This window comes from Nitratireductor sp. GISD-1A_MAKvit (genome assembly GCF_040819555.1).
Classification (GTDB): Bacteria; Pseudomonadota; Alphaproteobacteria; order Rhizobiales; family Rhizobiaceae; genus Nitratireductor.
Genome location: NZ_CP161920.1, coordinates 2,745,240 through 2,767,635, shown reverse-complemented (window position 1 = coordinate 2,767,635; position 22,396 = coordinate 2,745,240). Strand labels below are relative to the sequence as shown.

The 22,396-nt window shown below is 59.2% G+C and carries 21 protein-coding genes and 1 pseudogene; 13 read left to right on the top strand and 9 right to left on the bottom strand.

All coding sequences use genetic code 11. The features are described 5' to 3' along the window. Positions 1–3 precede the first annotated feature (3 nt). Positions 4–825: a DeoR/GlpR family DNA-binding transcription regulator gene (locus AB2N04_RS14575; RefSeq protein WP_367715126.1), complete on the bottom strand. Its 822-nt coding sequence runs from the start codon at positions 823–825 to the stop codon at positions 4–6. Positions 826–940: 115 nt separating this feature from the next. Between AB2N04_RS14575 and AB2N04_RS14570 the strand changes: the two genes are divergently transcribed. The 8 genes from AB2N04_RS14570 to AB2N04_RS14535 all read left to right on the top strand — a co-directional run bounded on the left by AB2N04_RS14570 (position 941) and on the right by AB2N04_RS14535 (position 9,857). After that, the gene (locus AB2N04_RS14570) at positions 941–1,741 is read left to right on the top strand and encodes an SDR family NAD(P)-dependent oxidoreductase (RefSeq protein WP_367715125.1); all 801 of its coding nucleotides are present in this window, start codon (positions 941–943) and stop codon (positions 1,739–1,741) included. Between the two features lie 101 nt (positions 1,742–1,842). Continuing rightward, positions 1,843–2,958 (top strand): ABC transporter ATP-binding protein, encoded by a 1,116-nt coding sequence (locus AB2N04_RS14565; protein ID WP_367715124.1) that lies wholly within the window; start codon positions 1,843–1,845, stop codon positions 2,956–2,958. Between the two features lie 4 nt (positions 2,959–2,962). Then, the gene (locus AB2N04_RS14560; protein WP_367715123.1) at positions 2,963–3,760 is read left to right on the top strand and encodes a carbohydrate ABC transporter permease; all 798 of its coding nucleotides are present in this window, start codon (positions 2,963–2,965) and stop codon (positions 3,758–3,760) included. Between the two features lie 44 nt (positions 3,761–3,804). After that, the gene (locus tag AB2N04_RS14555) at positions 3,805–5,091 is read left to right on the top strand and encodes an ABC transporter substrate-binding protein (RefSeq protein WP_367715122.1); all 1,287 of its coding nucleotides are present in this window, start codon (positions 3,805–3,807) and stop codon (positions 5,089–5,091) included. A gap of 53 nt (positions 5,092–5,144) precedes the next feature. After that, the gene (locus AB2N04_RS14550) at positions 5,145–6,020 is read left to right on the top strand and encodes a carbohydrate ABC transporter permease (protein ID WP_367715121.1); all 876 of its coding nucleotides are present in this window, start codon (positions 5,145–5,147) and stop codon (positions 6,018–6,020) included. Between the two features lie 167 nt (positions 6,021–6,187). Beyond that, complete coding sequence (locus tag AB2N04_RS14545) at positions 6,188–7,081, top strand: restriction endonuclease (RefSeq protein WP_367715120.1); 894 nt, start codon at positions 6,188–6,190, stop codon at positions 7,079–7,081. 8 nt (positions 7,082–7,089) lie between these two features. Then, a complete protein-coding gene (locus tag AB2N04_RS14540; RefSeq protein WP_367715119.1) occupies positions 7,090–8,046 on the top strand; it encodes an HNH endonuclease in 957 nt (318 codons plus the stop codon). A 452-nt stretch (positions 8,047–8,498) separates the two neighbouring features. Next, positions 8,499–9,857, top strand: coding sequence for a tyrosine-type recombinase/integrase (locus AB2N04_RS14535; protein WP_367715118.1), 1,359 nt, complete (start codon positions 8,499–8,501; stop codon positions 9,855–9,857). Between the two features lie 54 nt (positions 9,858–9,911). Here the strand turns inward: AB2N04_RS14535 and AB2N04_RS14530 are convergent, their stop codons facing one another. From AB2N04_RS14530 to dndB, 8 genes and pseudogenes are all read right to left on the bottom strand, one after another. After that, a complete protein-coding gene (locus AB2N04_RS14530; protein ID WP_367715117.1) occupies positions 9,912–11,387 on the bottom strand; it encodes a DNA phosphorothioation-associated putative methyltransferase in 1,476 nt (491 codons plus the stop codon). Between the two features lie 4 nt (positions 11,388–11,391). Beyond that, positions 11,392–11,766 carry a DNA sulfur modification protein DndE gene (gene dndE, locus AB2N04_RS14525; protein WP_367715116.1) on the bottom strand — a complete coding sequence of 125 codons (375 nt, stop codon included), beginning with the start codon at positions 11,764–11,766 and terminating at the stop codon, positions 11,392–11,394. Beyond that, positions 11,766–12,098, bottom strand: a complete 333-nt coding sequence (locus AB2N04_RS14520; RefSeq protein ID WP_367715115.1) for a hypothetical protein — start codon at positions 12,096–12,098, stop codon at positions 11,766–11,768. Before AB2N04_RS14520 ends, dndE begins: the two co-directional genes overlap by 1 nt. 7 nt (positions 12,099–12,105) lie before the next feature. After that, positions 12,106–13,368, bottom strand: coding sequence for a hypothetical protein (locus AB2N04_RS14515; RefSeq protein WP_367715114.1), 1,263 nt, complete (start codon positions 13,366–13,368; stop codon positions 12,106–12,108). A gap of 85 nt (positions 13,369–13,453) precedes the next feature. After that, positions 13,454–13,759: pseudogene (locus AB2N04_RS14510) on the bottom strand (AAA family ATPase); the annotation flags it as partial. Then, positions 13,756–15,288: a DNA phosphorothioation system sulfurtransferase DndC gene (gene dndC / locus AB2N04_RS14505; RefSeq protein WP_367715113.1), complete on the bottom strand. Its 1,533-nt coding sequence runs from the start codon at positions 15,286–15,288 to the stop codon at positions 13,756–13,758. The pseudogene AB2N04_RS14510 and the gene dndC, both read right to left, overlap by 4 nt. Beyond that, on the bottom strand, positions 15,263–15,583 hold the full coding sequence (locus tag AB2N04_RS14500) for a DNA sulfur modification protein DndB (RefSeq protein WP_367715112.1): 321 nt from the start codon (positions 15,581–15,583) through the stop codon (positions 15,263–15,265). Before AB2N04_RS14500 ends, dndC begins: the two co-directional genes overlap by 26 nt. 1 nt (position 15,584) lies before the next feature. Beyond that, on the bottom strand, positions 15,585–16,376 hold the full coding sequence (gene dndB, locus AB2N04_RS14495; protein WP_367715111.1) for a DNA sulfur modification protein DndB: 792 nt from the start codon (positions 16,374–16,376) through the stop codon (positions 15,585–15,587). Positions 16,377–16,446: 70 nt separating this feature from the next. On the opposite strand from dndB, the gene dndA reads away from it, so the two are divergent. The 5 genes from dndA to AB2N04_RS14470 all read left to right on the top strand — a co-directional run bounded on the left by dndA (position 16,447) and on the right by AB2N04_RS14470 (position 22,393). Continuing rightward, positions 16,447–17,616, top strand: a complete 1,170-nt coding sequence (gene dndA / locus AB2N04_RS14490; RefSeq protein ID WP_367715110.1) for a cysteine desulfurase DndA — start codon at positions 16,447–16,449, stop codon at positions 17,614–17,616. 214 nt (positions 17,617–17,830) lie between these two features. Beyond that, on the top strand, positions 17,831–19,732 hold the full coding sequence (locus AB2N04_RS14485; RefSeq protein ID WP_367715109.1) for a DEAD/DEAH box helicase family protein: 1,902 nt from the start codon (positions 17,831–17,833) through the stop codon (positions 19,730–19,732). Further along, entirely contained in the window at positions 19,729–19,941 is a 213-nt protein-coding gene (locus AB2N04_RS14480; RefSeq protein WP_367715108.1) for a CxC ATPase DNA modification system associated small protein, read from the top strand. The genes AB2N04_RS14485 and AB2N04_RS14480 overlap by 4 nt, the downstream gene beginning before the upstream one ends. Then, positions 19,941–21,920, top strand: a complete 1,980-nt coding sequence (locus AB2N04_RS14475) for an AAA family ATPase (RefSeq protein ID WP_367715107.1) — start codon at positions 19,941–19,943, stop codon at positions 21,918–21,920. The genes AB2N04_RS14480 and AB2N04_RS14475 overlap by 1 nt, the downstream gene beginning before the upstream one ends. Beyond that, positions 21,920–22,393, top strand: a complete 474-nt coding sequence (locus AB2N04_RS14470) for a hypothetical protein (protein ID WP_367715106.1) — start codon at positions 21,920–21,922, stop codon at positions 22,391–22,393. Before AB2N04_RS14475 ends, AB2N04_RS14470 begins: the two co-directional genes overlap by 1 nt. The last annotated feature ends 3 nt before the right edge of the window (positions 22,394–22,396 follow it).

Below are 22,396 nucleotides of genomic sequence, written 5' to 3'. Positions count from 1 at the left end.
CCTTCAAGGCGCGGTGGCGATCCGCACGTCGACCCGGGCTGCGGCCAGGGCAGATGCGATGTCTGAAGGGGGAAGGGCGTCGGTGATGAGTGTGTCGATCTCCTGAAACCCGCCGATGCGGACGAGCGACATCCGGCGGAACTTCGATGAATCGCACAGGAGGACGCGATGGGCCGAACGCTGCAGGTAGACCTGTTTCATCTGTGTGTCTTCAATCGAGTAGTCGAACATGCCTTCGGCGGTGAGACCCGACAGGCCGATCAGCGCGACGTCGAAATAAAGCTTGCTGAACTGCTCCACCGCGATGGGACCCATGACGGAGCGCTCGTCGGGCCTGACCCGTCCGCCCGGGACGTAGACTTCAAGATTTGTGGACGACAGCTCCTCGACAATCCGCAGGCTGTTGGTGAAAACCCGGATATGAGGCAGGTCCCGGAGGAGTTGCGCGGTGAGAAAGGTCGTCGACCCCACATCCATAGCGATGGTGCGGTAACGGGCCACGAAAGTGGCGGCCAGGTCGGCGATCCGTTTCTTTGCATCCTGATTGTTGCGAGAGCGGGCCTCAAAATTCGGCTCCACGTCGTCGAGCAGGCTGAGCGGGCCGCGTGAGGGGGGAACAGCGCCGCCATGCACGCGCTCCAGAAGGCCGTCGCGCTCCAGCTCGGCAAGGTCGCGGCGCACCGTCATGTCGGAGACACCGAACATGCGTGCAAGCTCGGTGACCGTAACCGCGCCGCCGTCATGCAGCCGCTCTAGAATGGCTGCCAGGCGCGCCTGTGCGGGAGGGCGTTCCTTCTCGATGGCCGATCTGCTGCTGCTGGACATGGTTCCACCGGTTTCGCAGTTTGCTCACTTCATTGAATAAACCGCACTTGCGACAAAATCAAACATGAATAACATTGGAATTGTTTGTTTTTGTTCATATGCGAAGGACCTTGGGATGAATCAGGATCAATTGGCCGAGCAAAGCTATCCGGATCTGCGCGGCAGGCGGGCGCTCATCACGGGCGGCGCGTCCGGCATCGGACTGGCCATTGCGCGTGCCCTGCATGTGCAGGGCGTCGCCGTTGCAATCGCCGACCTTGACATGAGTGCCGCAGAGAAAGCTGCTGGCCAACTGGGCGAGGGGGCAATCGGTCTGCAAATGGATGTGCGCGACCGCGCCTCGGTCGAAAAGGCCACCGCCGAGGCGATCGAGCGGCAGGGTGGGCTGGAGATCATGATTGCCAATGCCGGCGTCTCGTCAATGCGCCCCGCGCTGGAGCTGACCGACGATGACTGGAACTTCAACATGGATGTCAACGCCCGGGGCGTTTTTTATGCCAATCAGGTGGCCGCGCGGCATTTTGTCGAGACAGGCAATGGCGTGATCGTGAACACGGCTTCGCTTGCGGCCAAGGTGGGCGCGCCGCTGCTGGCGCATTATTCGGCGAGCAAGTTTGCCGTGGTCGGATGGACCCAGGCGCTCGCGCGGGAGCTGGCGCCCAAAGGCATACGCGTCAATGCGGTCTGCCCCGGCTTTGTGCGGACGTCGATGCAGGAGAGGGAGGTCGCGTGGGAAGCTGAACTGCGCGGAATGACACCTGCAGAGGTGCGCGCCGACTATATCAGTCAGACCCCGCTCGGCCGGCTTGAGACCGCTGAAGACGTTGCCGGCGTGGCGGTGTTCCTGTGCTCGGGCGCTGCTCGCTTCATGACCGGGCAGGCGATCAATGTGACCGGCGGGGTTTACACGACTTAGCGTTGAATGATCATTCGAACAAAAAAATGTTTGAATTTTTGCTTGATAAGTTTCGAAATGTTCGTCTAGGCTGAGCTTCTTAGCCAACAACGGACCCGCATATGGCCAGCATCACCCTCGAAAACGTCACCAAGGATTACGGCTCCGGCGTTGTCGGAGTGAGGGACATGAATCTGACGATCGAGGAGGGTGAGTTCATGATTTTCCTCGGTCCGTCGGGCTGCGGAAAGTCGACCACGCTGCGCATGATCGCCGGTCTGGAGGATATCAGCTCCGGCAGTCTGCACATCGGCGCGCGTGACGTGACGCGCGCCGCTCCTCGCGAGCGCAATGTGGCTGTCGTCTTCCAGAGTTACGCGCTTTATCCGCACATGAGTGTCAGGCAGAACATGGAGTTCGGCCTCAAGATGCGCGGCATGGCTCCGGCTGATCGGGCCGAGCGGATCGAGGCGGCCGCCGACATACTGGGGCTAGAGCCCTATCTCGACCGGCGGCCTGCTGCCCTGTCCGGCGGGCAGCGCCAGCGTGTGGCGCTCGGCCGCGCCATGGTGCGGGAGCCGGATGTGTTTCTCATGGACGAACCATTGTCCAATCTCGACGCCAAGTTGCGCGCCGAGATGCGTCTGGAACTCATCAAGCTGCATCGCAGGTTGAAGCGCACCACGGTGTTCGTCACCCATGACCAGGTGGAAGCCATGACCATGGGTGACCGGATCTGCATCATGCGGGATGGCAATCTGGTGCAGGTGGGCAAGCCTCTTGAGGTGTACGCCAATCCGGTCGACACATTCGTTGCGCAGTTTCTGGCCTCGCCGCAGATGAACCTGATGGAAGCGCGACTGAGCGGCAATGCCGACGCGATCGAACTGTCGAGCGACGTGCTCTCCTTCACGCTTCCGCGGTCTCTGCACGAAGCATTCGGCAAGGCGCTGGACCGCCCGGTCATTTTCGGACTGCGGCCTGAAGACATTCATGCCGAAGCCAGGCCGGGCGCGGTACCCTTCGAGGCATCGGTGGTCGCCATCGAGGCCCTGGGCATGGAGAACATCGTCGTTCTCGCACTGGACAATGGCGGCAGACGCGAACTTTCCGCGCGGCTGGGGCGCGACTTTGCTGCCTCCGTCGGCGATCGCCTGACCTTTCATGCCGATGTCGCCCGCATGCATCTGTTCGATGCCGAAACAACGCGGGCCTTTCCGCGCGGAACGGTGGAGTAGAGGCATGCTGCGTGTTCTGAGCCATTTCGGTCTATGTCTCGCATGCCTTATCGTGCTGTTGCCCATTCTCTGGGTTCTGCGCACCAGCCTCGTTCCTGAAAGCCTCTCCTACAGCACTGCGATCCTGCCGGAAGTGACGCTTCACAATTATGCAAGCCTGTTTGCCGACAACAGGTTTGGCACCAATTATCTGAATTCGATCATCGTGGCAGCCGGCTCTGTCATTCTGGCGCTGCCGCTGGCAGCGCCGACGGGCTATGCCTTTGCACGGTTTCGCACCAGCGGACGGGCAGGGCGCTTTGCGGTGCTCGCGACACAGATGCTGCCGCCGGTGGCACTCGCTCTGCCCACATTCATGCTGTATCGCAGCCTGGGCCTGACCAACTCGCTGTTTGGCCTTACGCTGGTTTATACCGCGATCAATCTTCCTTTCCTGACATGGATCCTGATGGGCTTCTTCGAAGCCGTTCCGCGCGACCTTGAGGGGGCCGCGATGACCGATGGCGCGACCGCCTTTGGCGCATTTGTGCGCGTGGTGTTGCCGGTGGCAGCACCTGGTATCGCGGCGGCAGCGGTGCTCGGGTTCATCATCTCGTGGAACGAATTCCTGTTCGCCCTGATCCTCGGCGGGCCGCGCACGGCGACGGTTCCGGTGGCGCTGGCGGCGCTTCAGACCTCCAACGGGGTGGAGATTTCCAAGGTCTCGGCGGGTGTGTCGCTCGCCATCCTGCCGCTCATGCTCGCCTCGCGCTTCATCCAGAAATACCTGGTGCAGGGCCTGTCGTTCGGCAGCGTCAAATAGGGCACACCGACACAAACTCAAAAAAACCAAAAAGGAGTAGGGGAATGAGAAAATTCGGAAAACACGGGCACCTGGCTGCCGGGGTTGCACTGGTCGGCCTTCTGGCCGGTGCTTCCACCGCGATGGCAGACGACATCACGCTGCACGCGCTCATGGAGGATGTGCCCGAAACCCAGATCATCGAGGCTCTTCTGCCGGAGTTCGAGAAGGAAACCGGCATCAAGGTGGAATTCGAAAAGGTCGGCTATGGCGACATGCACGACAAGCTGGTCACCCAGCTGGTCAGCGGTGAGAGCTTCTACAACGTGCTCTCCGTCGATTTCCTGTGGGCGGGCGAGTTTCCGGCAGCCGGCTGGCTGACCGACCTGAAGCCGATGATCGACGAAAGCGGCTTTGACCTGAAGCCCTTCCTGCCCTCGATGATGGATCTCCTTGGCAGCGGCGGCGAAGCGGTGCCTATCCTCCCCATGTACAATTATTCCATGGGGCTGATCTATCGGACCGACCTTCTTGAGGACGAGAAGCTGGCCGCGCAATATGAAAAGGAAACGGGCAAGGCGCTCGCCCTGCCGGAAACGCTGGAAGACTATGTCGCCCTTGCACGCTTCATGAAGGCAAATGCTGGCGTCAATGGTGCCGCCATGCAGGCCCAGCGCGGCGATCCGAACTCGATGGAGTTCTCGAATTTTCTGTTTTCGGCCGGTGGCGCCTATCTGGACGATGACCGCAATGTGGTTCTCAATTCGGAGGAAGCACGCAACGCGCTCAGCCTTTATGCCGACGCGGTTCAGAACGCGGCTCAGACCGGTGCGCTCTCGGCAACGCTCGACGACACGATGCGCCTGATGTGCAGCGGAGAGGCGTTCAGCATGACCACCTACTGGTGGATGCTTCCGCAGCTCGACAATGCCGAAAAATGCCCTGAAGTTGCCGGCAAGCTGGGTCTGGCGGTCATGCCGGGCGGACATGGCGAAAGCGGAGGCTGGGGCTGGGGCATTCCGGCCAATGTTCCCGACGACGTGAAGCAGGCGGCCTGGACGTTCATTTCCTGGGTGCAGAGCAAGGATGTCTCCGTGAAGCGCGCGTTACAGGGCCATGCACCGGTGCGCGAGGATGTCTTCTCCGATCCCGGCGTCCAGGAGAAATACCCGTTCTACAAGCAGGGGCTGGAGATCGTTGCCAGCGGCAAATCCTTCCCCATCTTCACCTACACCGCCCAGTATGAGGATGTGCTTGGAACGCAGCTTTCGCTCGCCGCCGGCGGAGAACGCAGCGTGGACGAAGCGATCGAGGCAGCCGCCAAGGGCCTTGAAGACCTGATGTCCAAATAATTCCTGTGACCCGGCCTTCGGGCCGGGCTCACTCCCAGGCGGAGAGATACCTCGTGAAAAATGGATCGCGCGTGACACGAACAGGCTGGGCCTTCGCGGCGCCCGGGCTTTCCGTTCTCGCCATCGTGATGGGACTGCCCGTCCTTTACGCGATGGTGATTTCCGTTTCGTCGATGACCTTCGTGCGCCCGTCGCTCCAGCCTTTTGCGGGATTGAGCAACTTTGCCGCCATTGCCGGCGAGGAGATCTTCTGGCACTCGCTTTTTCTGACACTGCGCTATTCGGTGGTGACGGTGATTGGCGAGTTCATCATCGGGCTGGGCATTGCCCTGATGCTTCAGCGCACATTGCGGTTGCGCCCGTTCTATTTCGCGATCCTGACCCTGCCCATGGCCATGTCGCCCGTTGCCGTGGCGCTGATCTGGCGCATGCTTCTGCAGCCCAATCTGGGCATCGTCAATCATCTTCTGGTCCAGGTCGGCCTGCCACCGGTCGACTGGCTCGGCTCCTCCAGCCTGGCGCTCTCGACGCTTGCCGGCATCGATATCTGGCAGCAGACTTCCTTTGTTGTCCTTCTGATGGCGGCGGGCCTGGCGTCTCTTCCAAAGGATCCCTACGAGGCTGCGCAGGTGGACGGCGCAAACGCGCTTCAGCAATTCTGGTATATTACCCTGCCGATGCTGCGCCCGATCTCGGCGATCGCCATCGTCATTCAGCTGATCAACGAGTTCCGCACCTATGATCTTGTATATGTCCTGACAAAGGGGGGGCCAGGCACCTCGACGGAACTCTTGTCGTTCTTCGCCTACCGGCGCGCCTTTCAGGGCCTTGCGGTGAACGAGGGCAATGCTGCAGCACTGGTTTTGATGCTGATCATTCTTGGGATCACCGTGGTCTTCTTCGCCATGCTGGAACGCCAGCGCGGCTGACAGGCCAGCCCGCCCAAAGCGGGGGGCGTGTCCAATATCGGTGATGAGCAGCCGCCTCGATCCCGCTGAAGAACCCATACGGGAAGAAGTGTTGCCTTTGTCTCTCGAGCGTACAGTATGAGCTTATCGAGACATAGGTGACACTTCATTCCGGAGGCGTTGGAGTAGTGAAGAAACTAAAAGGCCCGAAATTCATCCAGTACTTCCAACCGGTTATTGACGGGCTTCGGGACTTGGGCTCGTCTGCCAAGCCCAAGGAGGTTTATAACTGGATCGCGGAGAATCACGACATTCCCAAGGCTGAGATCGAAGGCACTACCAAGGGTGGTCAGTCGAAGTTCGAAAACAAGGTTGGCTGGGCACGCTTCTATCTTGCAAAGGCTGGACTGATCGACACCGAGCAGCGCGGGGTGTGGGTTCTGACCGAAAGAGGACGTACGACCAACCTCACACATGAAGAAGCCTATAGTCTATTCAAGGCCATCCATGACGGGTTCCCCCGGGCTGATAGGACACAGGAGAAGAACGAGCCGATCTCCCCGGTCGAGGACGAAGACGCCAGCGCCCCGGACGAAAAGGCCTATCTCAATCAGGACGAGATTCAGGAGCGGCTTGTCGAGATCCTCAAAGGTCTAACCAACAAGGGGTTCGAGGAGCTTTGCGCGCGCCTCCTGCGCCACATCGGCTTTGAGAATGTCAAAGTCACGGGGCAGCGAGGCGATCAGGGTATTGATGGCGAAGGTTACCTTCTGATCAACCGTTTCGTGCGAACAAAAGTGATGTTCCAGTGCAAGCGCTACGAGGGCACCGTTGGGCCGGAGAAAATCCGCGAGTTTCGCGGGGCCATCCAAGGTCGGGCCGAACGAGGCATTTTTCTTACGACCGGTTCCTTCACCAAGGGCGCGAGGGAGGCTGCGGCACAGGACAACGCGACGGCCATCGAACTCGTCGACATTGATCGGCTTCTTGAACTTCTGATCGAGGAGGGGCTTGGCGTCCGGGAGACGAAGGCGTTGACTATCGAACCGGAGTTCTTCTCTGCCTATCAGAAAAAGGATTGACGTTGGTTTTGAAGATCAAAGACCTCCCTGCGCCTGTCACCGCATCCAAAGCCGATTGGCTTCCCGGAACCACTTGGCTGGGGTTCACGCCAACGGACGGTGACCTCGGATCACGCAACAAATGCCAAAGCACGATTCAACGACAATTTGGTAGCGGCTATGTTATCGAGTACATCACTGAGACATTCCAGAAGCCGAACGATGGCTTCGAAAATGATCCGCAATACATAGCTGATCGAGAGGCTCACAAGGAGCGCGCAGGCAGGCTCATCGCCGTCCACAAACTCAGGACCACGTCGCGTAGTCTTGAGACGATCCTGGGACCCGAAGAGTTTAAACTGCTTCAAGACATGTGGGCACAAGAAGGGAAGCGCTTTCGCTGGTCTGTGGCCTTCCCCATCGTAGAAAGCTACAGGATCAAGGACCCGCGAAAAGCAAAGGAGATTTTCGGTCCGGATGCCTATGCGAGGCTCTACGCGCACTCCTCGGCAACACTGCGTCCCCTGAGGGCAGCGGAACAACACTTGATCGCCGAGCTTGAGATCGAACGGGTCGATACCAAGAATTCCTGGATCGGCATTGAAGACGAGTTTGCGTTAGCAGAGCGGAGTGAAATCAACCCCGACACTGAACGCGCGATCGGTCGCGACCTGGGAGCGCTGGAAGGTATGGAGGCGGAGCGACTAGTCAAGGTGAAACGCCGCGCTGCGTGGATTGCCGACAGGTTCATACGGGAAAGGCAAAAGGCCGGCATGATTGCTTGCGACGCCTGTGACTTCGATCCAGCCGCTCTTGCCGCAGAGCTTGGCGTGAAGGCGCGGGGTTTCCTCGATGTGCACCACAAGAATCCCTTGGATGAAGGGGGGCGATACACGACAACCGCTGATTTCGCTCTGCTTTGCCCGACCTGTCACCGCGTTGAGCACATTATGTTGCGGAAGGTAAAGAAAGCGAGTTCGGTCTGAGACTTCTTGCTTCAGGCTCACTCAGGTAAGAGAGTTTGTCTTTATCTCTAACCTATGGCGTGAACTTTGGTGCGAGTGTGCTCAGACTACCTTCGCGGTGCTAACTATGAAGATATCACCGAGCCCATCTAGCATCTAGCCACTGTCAGTGACCAACTGGTTTCACAGAGTTTTCGAGACAGCGCGTATTGGTGTTAAGCCGTTGAATTCGCTATGATTTTACTGGCGCACCCGACAGGATTCGAACCTGTGACCTCTGCCTTCGGAGCATTTTGTCCTGGCCATCCTAATTACACGCCAGGGCACGCTATGATACTACAACACCTTGAAACATCTGGACAATTTAGATTTTCCCGCCGAAATCCATATCCGGGACTTCGCTCCGAATTCCATCCGGCTGCTTCCGTGGTGCTTCCGCGGAAGCAGCCCTTCCTCAGCGGGAGGACCGGCTAATGGCAAAGCTAACAAAACGTGTAGTGGACGCCGCTACTGTCCGCGAGAAAGACTATTTCATCTGGGACGACGAGTTGCCCGGCTTTGGCCTCCGCATCTTCGCATCCGGAAAACGTAGCTACCTTATCCAGTATCGCGCCGCAGGTCGAACTCGTCGTTACACGATCGGCCTGCATGGCATCTGGACGGCAGAAACGGCACGGCAGGAAGCGAAGATACAGCTCGGCCGGGTAGCCCAAGGTGACAACCCTTCCGAGGAACGCCAGCTCGATCACCAGGCAATCACCGTCAAGGAGCTGTGCGCGATGTATCTGAAGGATCTCGACGCCGGTCTCATCCTTGGAAAAGGCGGACGCCCCAAGAAGGCAGGCACCATCGTCAGCGATGTGGGCCGAATTCACCGGCACATCATTCCGCTAATCGGCAACCGCAAGGTCAAGGACCTGGTCAAGGCCGACGTCGCCAAGGTGTTGAAGGATGTTATGGCCGGAAAAACGGCGGTATCGGTGAAGACCAAGAAGCTGCGCGGCAAAGCCATCGTGCGCGGCGGCGCCGGCACGGCCACGCGAACCGTAGGGCTGCTCGGCGGCATTCTAACTTACGCGATGGAGGCCGGGATCATCACTTCCAACCCCGCGCATGGCATCCGCAAGCCCAAGGATAATGTGCGTGATCGCCGTCTCACCGAAGCCGAGTACCGCATCCTCGGCGAGATGCTGCGGGCGGCAAACGAGAATCCGAAATATGAGATGACAGTCGAAATAATCCGGCAGATCGCGCTGACCGGCTGCCGTCGGAGCGAGATGATCGGACTCAAATGGGTCGAGGCGGATATCGACGCGAGTTGTATACGCCTGCAGGAAAGCAAGGAAGGCGCGTCCATTCGGCCCATCGGCCTGCCGGTGATCGAATATCTGGAAGAACGCCGCAAGACTGCAACCGGCACCTATGTCTTCCCCGGCCAGGGCGAGGACAACGCCTTTGGCGGCTTTCCCAACCACTGGAGACAGATTTTCAGGAACAGCCCGCTTGCTGATGTGACGCCGCATGTCCTGCGGCACAGCTTCGCCAGCATTGCCAACGATCTCGGTTTCACCGAAGTCACGATCGCCGCGCTGGTCGGGCACGCCAAAGGATCGGTGACCAGCAACTACATCCATACGCTCGATACCGCGCTCATCATGGCGGCAGACACCATCTCTGGCTACATTCAGGGACTGCTCGATGGGGTCGAATTCAAGCAAACCGCCTACGCCCTGGACCGCGGATCGCGACGTGCCGCGCTTGATCGATTCCTGCAGTCAGCGGTGGGCGCCGAGATGGAGGAAAAACGACCAGATCTCAGCAAGGCAGCATAGACCTTATGCACTGGACATGATTGCCGCTCAGCGGACGTGCGCTCAAAGCGAAACCTATTCGGTTCGGCCGCTGTGTCGCGACAAAAGGCGGTGGCCCTTCAGACAAAGACCCTTCTCTGCAAGCATCTCATTCCAGCCGTCCTCAAGCCCGATGCGGCTGGTATCCTCGAAAAGCCCCTTGCTTTCCTCGATCCGCGTCAAACGCTCGAATTTTCCGTAGAGGGGATGATCGGCAGAGACAAAAAGCTCTTTGCGATGAAGGATGGGCCGGTTGCGGCTCTCCCGGAAATTCCGGGTTTTCACGCGGAATGTTTGCAGGTGAACATTCAGGGATTCGACAAGCGGCGGGTGCGGACTGTTCTCAAATTCAGGGTAGCTCAGATAGGAAATTTTTGGCTCGCCGCGGTGGAGCTTGATGATGTTTGCCCCTTCCACCCGCCCAAGATACGCACGGGCGCAGCCTTCATAGAGGCGCAGTACGGAAGAAAGCTCAGGCAGCGCCGTCTCATGAACATAAAGCGCCGTGGGGGTAAGTTTCCCGACACTGGAATCCTGGCAGGCCCGATCGACTGTGCCCCGCTGTCCTAAGGAATACAGCAAAGTGTCTGCCTCGGTGCAGGCCTGCTTATAGGTGTTGAAAAAGGCCTTCACGTCCCGTTGCAGCGGGAGCGGCAGCCTCCCGAAAGGCGGCCGCCCTTCAAACTGCGACAGCGCAAGATAGATCAACAGGTCGCGGCTCCGCTCTTCGCCGACGGCATCCCAATCTGCCTGTTCAGTCGCGTAAAGAACCACGCGAAACGCTTTTCGGATCGAGCCGAACACCTCAACCAGCTCGGAAACATTCGCTAGCTCGTCGTCATGGGGAAGCCGTCCGCGCTCGCCCAGGAAGGTCATTAATGGCGCAAGCAGCGCTTCGTGCCTTGCGAACAACTCCGCCGATTTCGTCAGGCGCGGCGCGGCAAGGCGGCGGCGGTAGCGCGAAGAAAGAAACTGGGTACGTGCTTGCTCATCACGAAAGACATAAAATACGCCGGGGGCAGCGGGGACGGCGCTTACCTCCAGGGTCCGGTCTATCCATTGGCGCAGTTCCTGCTGCTCAAAAAACTTCTGGAACGTGCCCCGGCTGGTTAGATAGCCGTCTTCATAGTCCGTGGCTTCGCGCAAAGCCTTCGCTTCAAGCGTTAGCCGCGCGCTGACGACCAGAATTTGCTCGGCGAGTTCCCAGGCCCGGCGCAAGGCCTCCTGCCGTTCGGCGGGATTCTCGATGACATTGACGACGTAGCCGATATTGACGATGGGAGCCTTTTGGTGGCCATGGTCGGGCCGGTGAACGGGGTCCCATCCGCCCGCTTCATAACCGAGCATGGCGAGGTGACGCAGGTCGTCACCACGGCCGCATCCGTAATCAAACAGGCGCATGCCGGGCTGAAGAAGCCCGTCAGTAAGGATGCATTTTAACGGGCGTGAAGGTTCCGCGCGTCCAATGGCTGTGCGCGCACGGTTGTTAAGGTTTCCCCCCGGCGCCCGCATGGCTTCAGGCGACGAGCGCGACGAGATCGTCGATTTTGCGCAAGTCCTTGTTGCCGGCGAGGTAGGATATGCCCCTGTGCAGATGCAGCCTGAATTGCTGCGCGACTGTATCAGCGTCCGTTCCCAACCCGTCCCGGACGCACCGCTCCCGCAGCAGGGTCATATAGAGGTCAGCATAGCGCCCGCCGAAAACTTTCCAGCTCATTTCAACATTGCTGTCGGCCGGGATCTTCGATTGAGGCGGAACGCTCTGCTCGGCGAGCGACAGACACAGCGCCCAGCGGCACAGCACGTTCCAGTGCTCGATCCCCGTAACCCTTTTGAGCTTGATGAGCTGGTCTTTGGCCTGCTGCGAGACGCGGATGTGTTCTATTGCCATTACGCAGCCTCCCTGGATGGCAGGTAGCCCGTCGTGATGCGTGTCGCCCCCGTATTGTCATCATATGTGAGCTGATAGGTATGCCCGATCCATGGGCGCAGGCGCTCATGATATTCGCCCGCGATCTCTTCATCGGTGGAGAGCAGCAGCACCTGATGACTGGCAAACGGCAGATACCGTTCGACCAGATGTATACGGTGAACGGAATCCAGCCGCCCAAGCGGCGTATCGATGGCGGTCGGCAGCGGGCGGCCGGACGCCTTGGCAAGCCCCCAAAGCAGCGCCACCGCGAGGAGCTGTCGCTCGCCCGCAGACAGCCGTTCGGCGCTCAACGGCTCATCATCGCGGCCGTAAAGAGTTAGCGCGTAGTCCTCCGGATCGATGGAAAGGCGCGTAACCAGACCGCTTTTGCGTAAGAGCTGCTGGTAGCTTTCGAGAACCAGTTGCTCGATCCGCCTCACATGGCGGGCGATGACGGCCCTGCCGGAACGTCTCAAGCGTTCTGCGGACTTTTCCTGAGTGCCGCAGGATTCGCGAGCGGTCATCGCGCCGGCCTCGATCTTTCGCATCGGATTCCAGCAGTCGCGCGAGGGACTGCTCGCGGCGTTCCAGTTCGCGCTGCTGGCGCTCGATATCCTGCCCGATCGCGGCTTGCATGGCTTCAAGTTCGGCGATTTCCGAGCGAAGCTCTTCACGGTCCTTCGCAATGAGTGCAATCGTATCGGAGCTGGGAATGCTCTCATACTCGATCCGCGCCTGCTCTTCGCGGGCACGTTCTTTTTCCTGCCCGCTGAGAAGCCGGACCGCATCCGTGCGAAGTTGGTCCAGGTCTCCGCGTAGCAGCGTGTGAAGATCACTGCGTACTTCCGGTGTGATATCGAGGATGGTGTCCTTCTTGCCCAATGCTTCACGTTCGGACCGGTCGGCGTCAAAGAAGGCCTTGAGTGCATCGACGACCTGCTTCTCCGCTTTCTGTCCGCGCAGGTGCTTGAGCGCGGCCCGATCTCTTTCTTTGAGCGCACCCGAAAGGTCGCGGGCACGGCGGCATTCTTCCTCATGTTGGTCGCGCAGCTCGGCCGACTCCAGAAGGACGCGCACCATGAGCAACGGCGCGGCCCCGCCCGCGAACTCACGCAACGCAGCCTCGCCATCCTTGACGCGCTGCACGGCGTCCGACCATTTGCCTTCGATAGCTTCGCGCTGGTCATAGAGGGCGCCGCCGATCTTGCGGTATTTCTCCTCGACCTTCTTCAATTCACGGTGCGCCTTGTCGATCCGGTGCGTCTGCAAGGCCGCGCGCTCCTGCTTGAGGGCGTCAAGGCGGCGGCGTAACTCCCGGACCGCGTCCTGGGCGGATGTAATTTCGGTTTGACGGGGCGCGTCTTTTTCTTCCGAGCGCTTTCGCCGCTCGTAAACCAGCAGGTCCTTTTCAAGCTGATCGACCATATCCAGTCCCAGCAGGTTCTGGATGGCCGCCCCGATCAGCGCGGCGGAATCGGCTTGCGAAGCATAGGCTTCGACCTGTTCGCCGTCGAACAGGAACAGATGGGCAATGTTGGCCGGAAAGAACTCTTCTACCTGCGTCGCCCAGTTGTCGGCCAAGGGCCGGTTCAGCGTGGCCGTTCTTCAGGACCTCAAACCGTTCCTTGCAGCCGCTGCTAGACAGCTTCCAGAAACGGCGCACGCGGTATCGTTCCTCAGTTCCTTCAACGGTATGGCGAAAGGCGATCTCTATTCCGGCTTCGGTTTTCCCTGCGCCTCTGTGAATGCACCGGGTAAGATATTCGGCATAGGCGAGCGATCCGCGGTTGGAACATTTCGCATGAGGTCCGAAGAAGCCGAGTTGCAGCGCATCGAGAAATGTCGTCTTTCCGCCGCCATTCAGTCCGCCGATCAGCACGATGGGCTTGTTCGGAGCAGGAGGCGTCAGTTCAACGCTCTGCGTGCCTTCATAAAGCCCAAAATCATGAAGAGTGATTTCGTCGAGGATCATTGGCAGGCCTCATCGGGTATGGACGCGGCATCACCTGCGGGCGCAAACTCATCGGTGGCGCGCTCCCTCGCTTCGCCGAGTGCATCCCGCCTCAGCCGCGCCCTTTCGATGGCATCGTGTTCATCCTCATAGAAGTTCCGGTAGAACGAGGATTCTATGGCCTCGAACAGCCCCGCGCGGCGCAGCATGGATTTGTGCCGCTTTTCTATCGACAGCAGCTCGCGCACGAGCTGGAAATGCAGATCGTCGTCGCCACACAGCTCGCGAAGCAGGCCCATCTCTGTGGCACCCATCACGAGATTGTCGTCCAGGCTGCCGCCCGGATACGATTCACCGGTAGCCTCTTCATATACGCGCGGCAGGTTGTCTTCGATTTCATGTTTTTCGACGACCCAGATGCGCCGGATTTCCTCAAGCTCTTCAAGCGTGATCAGTTCGATATCACGAACCTCTTCTGGCCCGTTTTCGCGGATATGCTGCTGGGCTTCGAGCACCTGACGCAGCCACATTTCGCGGGCTTCCTGCTTGTAGGGTCCGGGGATCGGCCGTTCGTTATAAAGCTGGACGGCGCCGTTCATACGCCGGAAATCCCGCAATGGACGGTCACCATCCGGAGTCTTGGGAGGATCGAGGTGGTTGCGCAGCTCAAGCAGCGGCAACATCCATTCTTTCTCTTCGTCATTCTGGATCATGGCGTGCATAGACTTGTCCTTCTCGACAAGCGTACACACCCAGCATCCGAAGCGGCTGTCGCCGCAGCTCGGTGTGGTGGTGTCAACGACGAGCGGACATTCCCCGTCAGCCGATGCTCCCTGGTACATCGTCAGCAGGTCTTTGTTGTTGTAGCCCCACGGGTTTCCGACCTGCATAAGGAACATCCAGACATCGTCATTCGACCAGTCTTCGATGGGCGAGTAGACGTAGGAGTTGGGCAGGCTGCCGTTCGGGCTTAAGCGGTCGCGGACACGCTTTTCTTCATAGCGCTCCATGACCTTCGCGCGGGCTATGCTCTCAGCCTTCCTTGTCCCGAGAACGAGGATCGCTTCTCCGTGCTTCTGGACGACCGAGCCTATGAACTGGGTAGACGGATTGATTTTCAGCCGCTCGGTGCACCAGCGGAACTTCGGGCGCGGCGCGGGATAGCCCCGGCCAATGAGGTTTACCCAGAATGTGTTTTCCGGCGCTGGCGTGAGCCTGTGGGAGGTCAGAGGCAGGCCCTGATCGGCCGCCTGCTTGCCCATACGATCAAGCGACTTCGACACCCACAAGGCAACAACCGGGTTCTCAACGAGCGTATCCGTGCTGATGACATAGACTGGTTTGGAACGCTCATCCTCGGGCAGGTCGGCGAGCGCCAGCCAGACGAGCTGCAGAACGGCGGTCGAATCCTTCCCGCCGCTGTAACCGACAACCCAGGGAATCTCGTCCGACAGATAAAGATCGACGATTTCCTGCTTGAGCGCTTCAATCGTTTTCTTGAACCCGGCTTCGGAAAATGCCGAATTACGCTGTGGCTTTTTCGATGCCATTGGCCCCCCGCTTATATGCGTCTTCGACACGCAACTCGTCGTCCGATAGCTCAAGGTCCAAATGATTCTTGATGGCGTTTGCAGTCAAAACGACGTTCTGGTGTGCTTTTGAAAGCTGGCCGCCTACCAGGGCACGGCCTTCCCACATTCTACTATTGGCTCGCCGCCAGTCTATGCTCTTGAGGTTGACGATCTTCTTTTTCCAGCTCTTGGGATACTTCAAAATGAGCGCCCGCCCGGCCCGCGCCAATGCTTGCAGCACCACGCCGTGCGTGTGGATAAAATCGGTACGCACCTCACCGGCCGTCAGGTCGCCGCTGCGGACCCGGCCCCCACTCGTCGAACTGAGCCGCGACGGCTTCCCAAAAGTCCAACGCAAGGCGGGCCGTCTCTTCCGGCGTCGTCTCCGGCAACCCGTTCAGCAGCTCGTTCGTCGCATGGTATATAGCGCTCAAGGTGAAGAGCCGCCGTGAGCGCGGCGCGAGGCTGGTTTTTTCCAGCTCGACCACGTCACGGAATATGTCGGAACCGGCGATTAGCGTCTTTGCGAGCTGCGCGGTTTCGTCGCGGTAGTCATAGAGGATGCTGAGCGACGGGGATGGCCGGATGGCATAGCGGTTGAGGTCGGCAAACATCTGCTGGCAGCGCTCCAGCCCTTTGTCGAGGAAGAAGACCACGGCGATGGTCTCATCGCCCAGCTCGGGGTGGTTACGCAGAGCCTGATCGATGGCCGCGCGGCGGTGCTGGCCGTCATTGATGATGAAACGGGCCGACATCGGGATTTTCAGGATGCCGATTCGGTTTGCTTCCCCTTCGCCCGCGAACGGGGCAAAGGCGATATCGGCATCTATAGAGACGGTGATGGCCGAGAAGACGTAGTTATCCACATTTTCGGTGATATAGCGTGAAAGCTCCGGAATCCGCGCCCTGTTGAGCTGCCGCTGCGCCCGCAGTTCCGGCGCGAGTTCATCCTCGTCAAACTGGAACAGCTTGGGCAAAAGCCGCATGGGACACATGGAAACGTAGTACTCCCGCTGCGCCTGGATGCCCCTGATCGCGGGGAACTGATACTCGAAGCCGTCGCTCATATTTCTTTGTCAAGTCGAAGGGTTATGCGATACAAACATACTGAATCACATCGACCAAAGTTTGTCAAACATGAAACATACGTTTGCATCTACATACAAACAAGAGGCCGGGCCTGTCTACCTCGACTGCAACGCGACCGCACCCATTGAACCGGCCGTTCGGGACGCTGTCGTGCAGTGGCTGACAGATGAGCTTGGCAATGCGGGCAGCCGGACTCACGAGTATGGGCTGCGCGCCAAAAAGGCTGTGCAGGCCGCGCGTGCGCAGGTAGCAGCCGTGGTGGATGCGGCTGCAGACGAGGTCATCTTCACGAGCGGTGCGACCGAAAGTAACAACCTGGCGATCCTGGGGCTGGCCGCGCATGGTGACGAATCGAAGCGCCGACACATCGTCTCGACCGCCATTGAGCACAAGGCGGTCCTGGAACCGTTGGAGGCTTTGGAAGCCAGAGGTTTCTCCGTCACGCTGGTGCCCCCCGATGCGAACGGCGTGGTGACGGCCGAGTCCGTCAGGGCCGCCCTTCGCCCGGACACGCTGCTGGTGTCAGTGATGCAAGCAAACAACGAAACCGGTTCGATCCAGCCCCTGTTGGAAATCGCGGATGCGCTGGATGGCCATGAGGCCTTCTTCCATGTCGATGCCGCGCAAGGATACGGCAAGGACCTGGAGCCCTTGCGCAGCAAGCGGATCGATCTGATCAGCGTCAGCGGACACAAGATATACGGCCCGGTCGGTGTCGGCGCGCTCATCGCCCGGCGGCGCGGCTTCAAGCGCCTGCCATTGACCCCTCTCACCTTTGGTGGCGGCCAGGAGCGCGGATTGCGACCCGGCACGCTCCCCGTACCGCTGATCGTGGGTCTTGGCGTGGCGGCTGAAACCGCGTTGAAGGACAACGAGGCCCGCCGCAAGCGGTGCTGCGATATCCGTCGGCAAGCACTGGCGTCCCTGGAGCCGCTGGGCATCCGGATGCATTCGAACCCGGATCACACACTATCGCATGTGATGAATTTCTCGGTGCCCGGCGTCGACTCCGAAGCGGTGATGGTGGCGCTCAAGGATGTGGCGGCGGTGTCCAACGGCTCGGCTTGCACGTCGCAGAGCTACACGCCCAGCCATGTACTTGAGGCGATGGAGCTGCCGCCCGAGGCGGTCTCCGGTGCTATCCGCGTATCATGGTCTCACCTGACCCCTGATGTGGACTGGCCCTTGCTGGCCTCGCGGATCGCAGCCCTCAGCTAACGGAACATCAAGGGAAGAGTGGCATACCGGTATGGTCACCATCTCATGGCTAAATTCAAGGTTGATCCGCAACCCTCTGTAACGCAAACTCTTTTGATAAAGAAAAACAGGATTCTGGTACGTCATAGATATATTCGAGCGCGAAGCGAGGTGACGATCAGGATCGCAGGGGTCGGTGCGGTGCGGCCGACAAGTGGGGGAAAGGCCGTTTCCTATGAGTTTGCGCGATATTGAGTATCAGGAGGATTACCGGTCCGGCTACGAGAACATCGTTGAGGATTTCATCCGGCCCTCGCTTGCCCGAGCCCAGGCCTACTGGCGTGCGGTCGGGTATTTTTCCAGCAGCGCACTGGAATCCTTCGGTGCCCCTCTAGGTGAGTTCATAAAGAAGGGTGGCCACATCCGGCTGGTCACCTCGGTTGAACTCTCCCACAGCGATCTTGAAGCCATCCAGAACGGCGTGCCGAAGCAGGATATCTGCGCTCAACGTCTCGAAGAAATCATCGATACGGAGTTCGCCGACGGCGTCGGCGATGGTGTCGCCCGGCTGGCACGCCTCCTTGAGATCGGACGGCTGGAGATTCAGATCGCGGTTCCCCGGACGGGTTCGGGCATCTATCACGAAAAAATCGGGCTGTTTTTCGACAAGAACGACTATGTGGCTTTCACCGGCTCGTCGAACGAAAGCCGCAATGCCTTCGAGAACAACCGGGAATGCGTGGATGTTTATCCGTCATGGTCCAGTGCCGCGAGGGCTGCGCGGAAGAAGGCGCATTTCGAAGAACTTTGGGAGCGTAAGGACAAGGGTGTTGAAGTCTACAGCTTTCCTGATGCGGCGCGCCAGCAACTCATAAGGGTGTGCGGCGAATGGGAGGCGGGCCACCGGCGACGCAAACAGGAAGAGAAAGCGAAGCCCGGCAAGTGGCGTCACCAAGATGATGCGCTGGAAGAGTTTCTTGCGGCCGAGCGCGGCGTGCTCAACATGGCTACCGGCACAGGCAAAACGCGCACCTCGCTCAAAATCCTCCGGGCACTGTACGACCGCGACAGCATTGACACGGTCATTGTAAGCACGGACGGCAATGACCTGCTGGACCAGTGGTATGCCGAACTGCTCGCTGTGCGCAAAGACATAGGATCGAAGGTCTTTCGCCACTACAAATCCGCGCGGGAGACGGAAGATTTCCTTCTCGAACCCAGGAACGCCATCCTTCTGGTGTCGCGCCAGCCACTTGCATCGGCTTTGAGGCAGTTGCCCGCCGAAATCGGCCAACGCACCTTGCTCATCCATGATGAGGTTCACGGGCTGGGCAGTCCTGCGAACCGGGCAAGGCTTGGAGGCTTGTCAGACAACATCCGCTTTCGGCTTGGCCTGAGCGCTACGCCGGATCGCGAGTATGACGAAGAAGGCAATGCCTTCCTGCTGGAGCATATCGGGCCGGAGCTTATGCGGTTCGAACTTGACGATGCAATTCGCCGCGAAATCCTTGCGCCCTTCGACTATTTCCCGCTGCCGTATGAAATGACGGTTGAAGACCGCCAGCGGGTCCGCGATGTGTACAAGCGCCAGGCGGCCAGGGCGGCCGCCGGCAATCCCATGAGCGATGAGGAAGTCTGGATAGAGATTGCCCGCGTCTACAAGACCTCCAGGGCCAAGCTTCCCGTGTTCGACGAGTTCATTCGGAACAACCAGCACATGCTTGAAAGATGCATAGTGTTTGTTGAAACTCAGGAATATGGGGATGAAGTATTAGAAATTATTCACAAATACAGATCAGACTTTCATACTTACTTCTCCGGTGAAGAGTCGGAGACGTTGAAACGCTTTGCGCGGGGCGAGCTTGAATGCCTGATTACATGCCATCGCGTGTCAGAAGGGATTGACATCAGGTCTTTGAATTCCGTGATCCTGTTCTCATCGGCGCGCGCCCGGCTTGAGACGATCCAGCGCATGGGGCGCTGTTTGCGGACGGACCCGGACAATCCGGGAAAAGTCGCAAACATAGTGGATTTCATCCGGCAGTCTGACGAAGACGGGGAACAGAACGCGGATGAAGAGCGCGCGGAGTGGCTGACGGAGCTGTCTAAAGTGCGCGCGGGGGGAGAAGAAAAGTGACCATAGATGCGCGGATAACGCAGGCCATCAATGAAGCTGTCGCGGAAGCGGGCCAGCCTGAAACGCTGGCCCGGCGCTTGATCGCGTGGTTCGAGGCCGTGACATCGGGCAACGAAGATATCAACGACCAGGCGACGACCGCCCGGCATCTGGAAGTCCTGTTCGAGGGCACCGTTGTTCAGAACGGCAACGGGGAGGACGAGGACTGATGCCCGCCGTCATGCGCATACTGGGTTGGAAAGCCCAGGGGCTCCGGTGTCCCGATCATGAAATCAGTTGCGCTGATGCGGACGGCCAGCCCTTTCCTGTGTCCCTTATCCAGATGCCGAACGGCACCGGCAAGACGACAACGCTGGCGCTGCTGCGGGCGGCCCTGTCCGGCGCGGCGATTAGCCCCGGCTGGGACCGGCACACGATAGCCGATTTCCGGAAACGGAACAGCGACGCGACGGACGGCTATTTTGAGGTGCGCCTCCTGCTCAACGACAGGCGCGCGACCATCCTCATGGAGTTCGATTTCGAGAACGGCCGGGTCTCGTACAAGACGACACACGGCCCCGGACGGCGCGACGGGTTTCATCCGCCGTCCGATTTCCGGCGCTTCATGAATGAGAACTTCGTCAACTTCTACGTTTTTGACGGTGAGTTGGCGCAGCATCTTCTCGACCGGGAATATACGGACGCGCAGGTCGTCGTCGAGAACCTGTTCCAGATGAATGCCTTTGACGCGATGGCCCGCAAAGTCAGTGAATTCTGGGACAACAAGACGCAGAATGTCAGCGCCACCGAGGAACGGGGTCTCGCCCGCAGGCAGAACCGGCTGGCCAGCCTGAGAAAGCACCTTGCAGATTGCAGGCGCGAACAAAAGGAACTGCAGGAAAAGCGAGCCGACCTCGCAGCTCAGCTCCAGAAAAAGGAAGACGCCTATCATCAGGAAATCAAGAAAGAGGATGCCCGCTTCCAGGCCCTGAACGACGCCGAAACGAAGGTTGAACGCCTTAAGGGGAAGGTCCGCGAAGAGGCCCTAGACGTTCTGGACCGGATGCGCGATCCCCACGCCCTCTCGTCGTCATTCGCGACTTCCATGCTGGCTCTCAAGGACGGTCTCGACAAGGTTAAGCTGCCGGAGAGCGCCGCGCGTGAATTCTTCGAAGATCTCGCCGATGCCAAAGAGTGCGTTTGCGGCAGGCCTATCGATGCCGAGATTGCCGAGACGATCCGCTCACGTGCCGCCCGCTATCTCGGCACAGAAGACGTAGCCCTCCTGAACTCGATGAAGACGGCCATCAAGGATGCCGTGGGTGAACAGTCCGATGAAGCCGAAAAAGACCTGAACGCGCGGATGTCCAACTTGGCGAGCGCGATGGAAGAAGAGCGGGATGCACGCAACGACCGGGACTCCCTTCGCTTGGAAGCGGAACAAGCTGACCCGGCCGTAAAGAGCGCGCGGGATGACATTGAGAACCTGCGCAAACAGATTGAAGACGTGGATGCCGAGCTGGAGAAGTTCGACAGCAAGGATCAGACACAGAATGACGAACGTACCTACGGGATCGAGATTCTTGAACGGCGGGTGGATGACGCCGAAAGGAAACTGGCGGAAATAACGCACACCCTCACGGAGAAAGCGAAACGCGATGCGCTGACCGCCATCATCAACAGCGCCCACAGGAAGGCGCGGACGGGAATAACCTCGGAGCTGTGCGAGCAGGCCAACAAACGCATGTCCGAGCTGATGCCGCACAATAACATCTCGATTGACCGGATCGAGCAGAACCTCATCCTTGAAGGGCAGGAAGGCGGCAGCGTCGGCGAAACCCTTTCGGTAGCCTACGCCTTCCTTGCGACGCTGTTCCACCGCTCGGACCACCAGCTTCCTTTTGTGGTGGACAGCCCGGCGGGTCCCATCGATCTCGCTGTGCGCCCGAAGATCGGCGAGCTGATCCCGAATCTCACTGGCCAGTTCATCGCCTTCACGATTTCTTCCGAGCGCGCCCGGTTCATCGCGCCGCTCAAACGCGCCAGCAATTCCGATATTCAGTTCGTCACCCTGTTCCGGAAAGGCTCCGAAGAGCTGGCACGCGCCGCCCATGAAAAAGGAAGCGTTCTTGAGACGGAGGACGGGCTGAATGTGACGGGCGAGGAGTTCTTCAACGAGTTCCAGCTCGAAGAAGAGGAGGCCGCCTGATGCAACCGTTCAGACTACGCTTGGATGCGCGCCAGTGGTTCAAGGATCTTCGCGACCAAAGGGTGTTCAAAACCGATTTCGATGCCTTCTATTTCTGCTTCATCGCGGGCGTCACAACCAAGCGTAAGGAAGCCGTCCCGCTCGATGAGACAGCCGAACTGGTCGCCTACTTTCCAGACCGGTACAGTTCCCGTGGCAAGCTGCTTGTCGGCCTTTTTCTCAAATCCGAACTCGAGGTTCTGGGCGTATCCATGGAAGAGCGTCCTGAAGTCCATTCGGCAATTGCACACCTTGTTACGCCTGACGCCCCCAACTTCTTGAGCGATGAAGGGGTTCGAGAGTTCAATAAGTATGCTCATGGGGGATATGAACAACTTATCGAATGGTTTGAAGATCGCCCACGGTCTCTGGAAACGTTCCTGCGGAGCTTCAAGCGGAAAGTAGACCAGAAACTGACCGGCAAGGCGGCCTAAAGC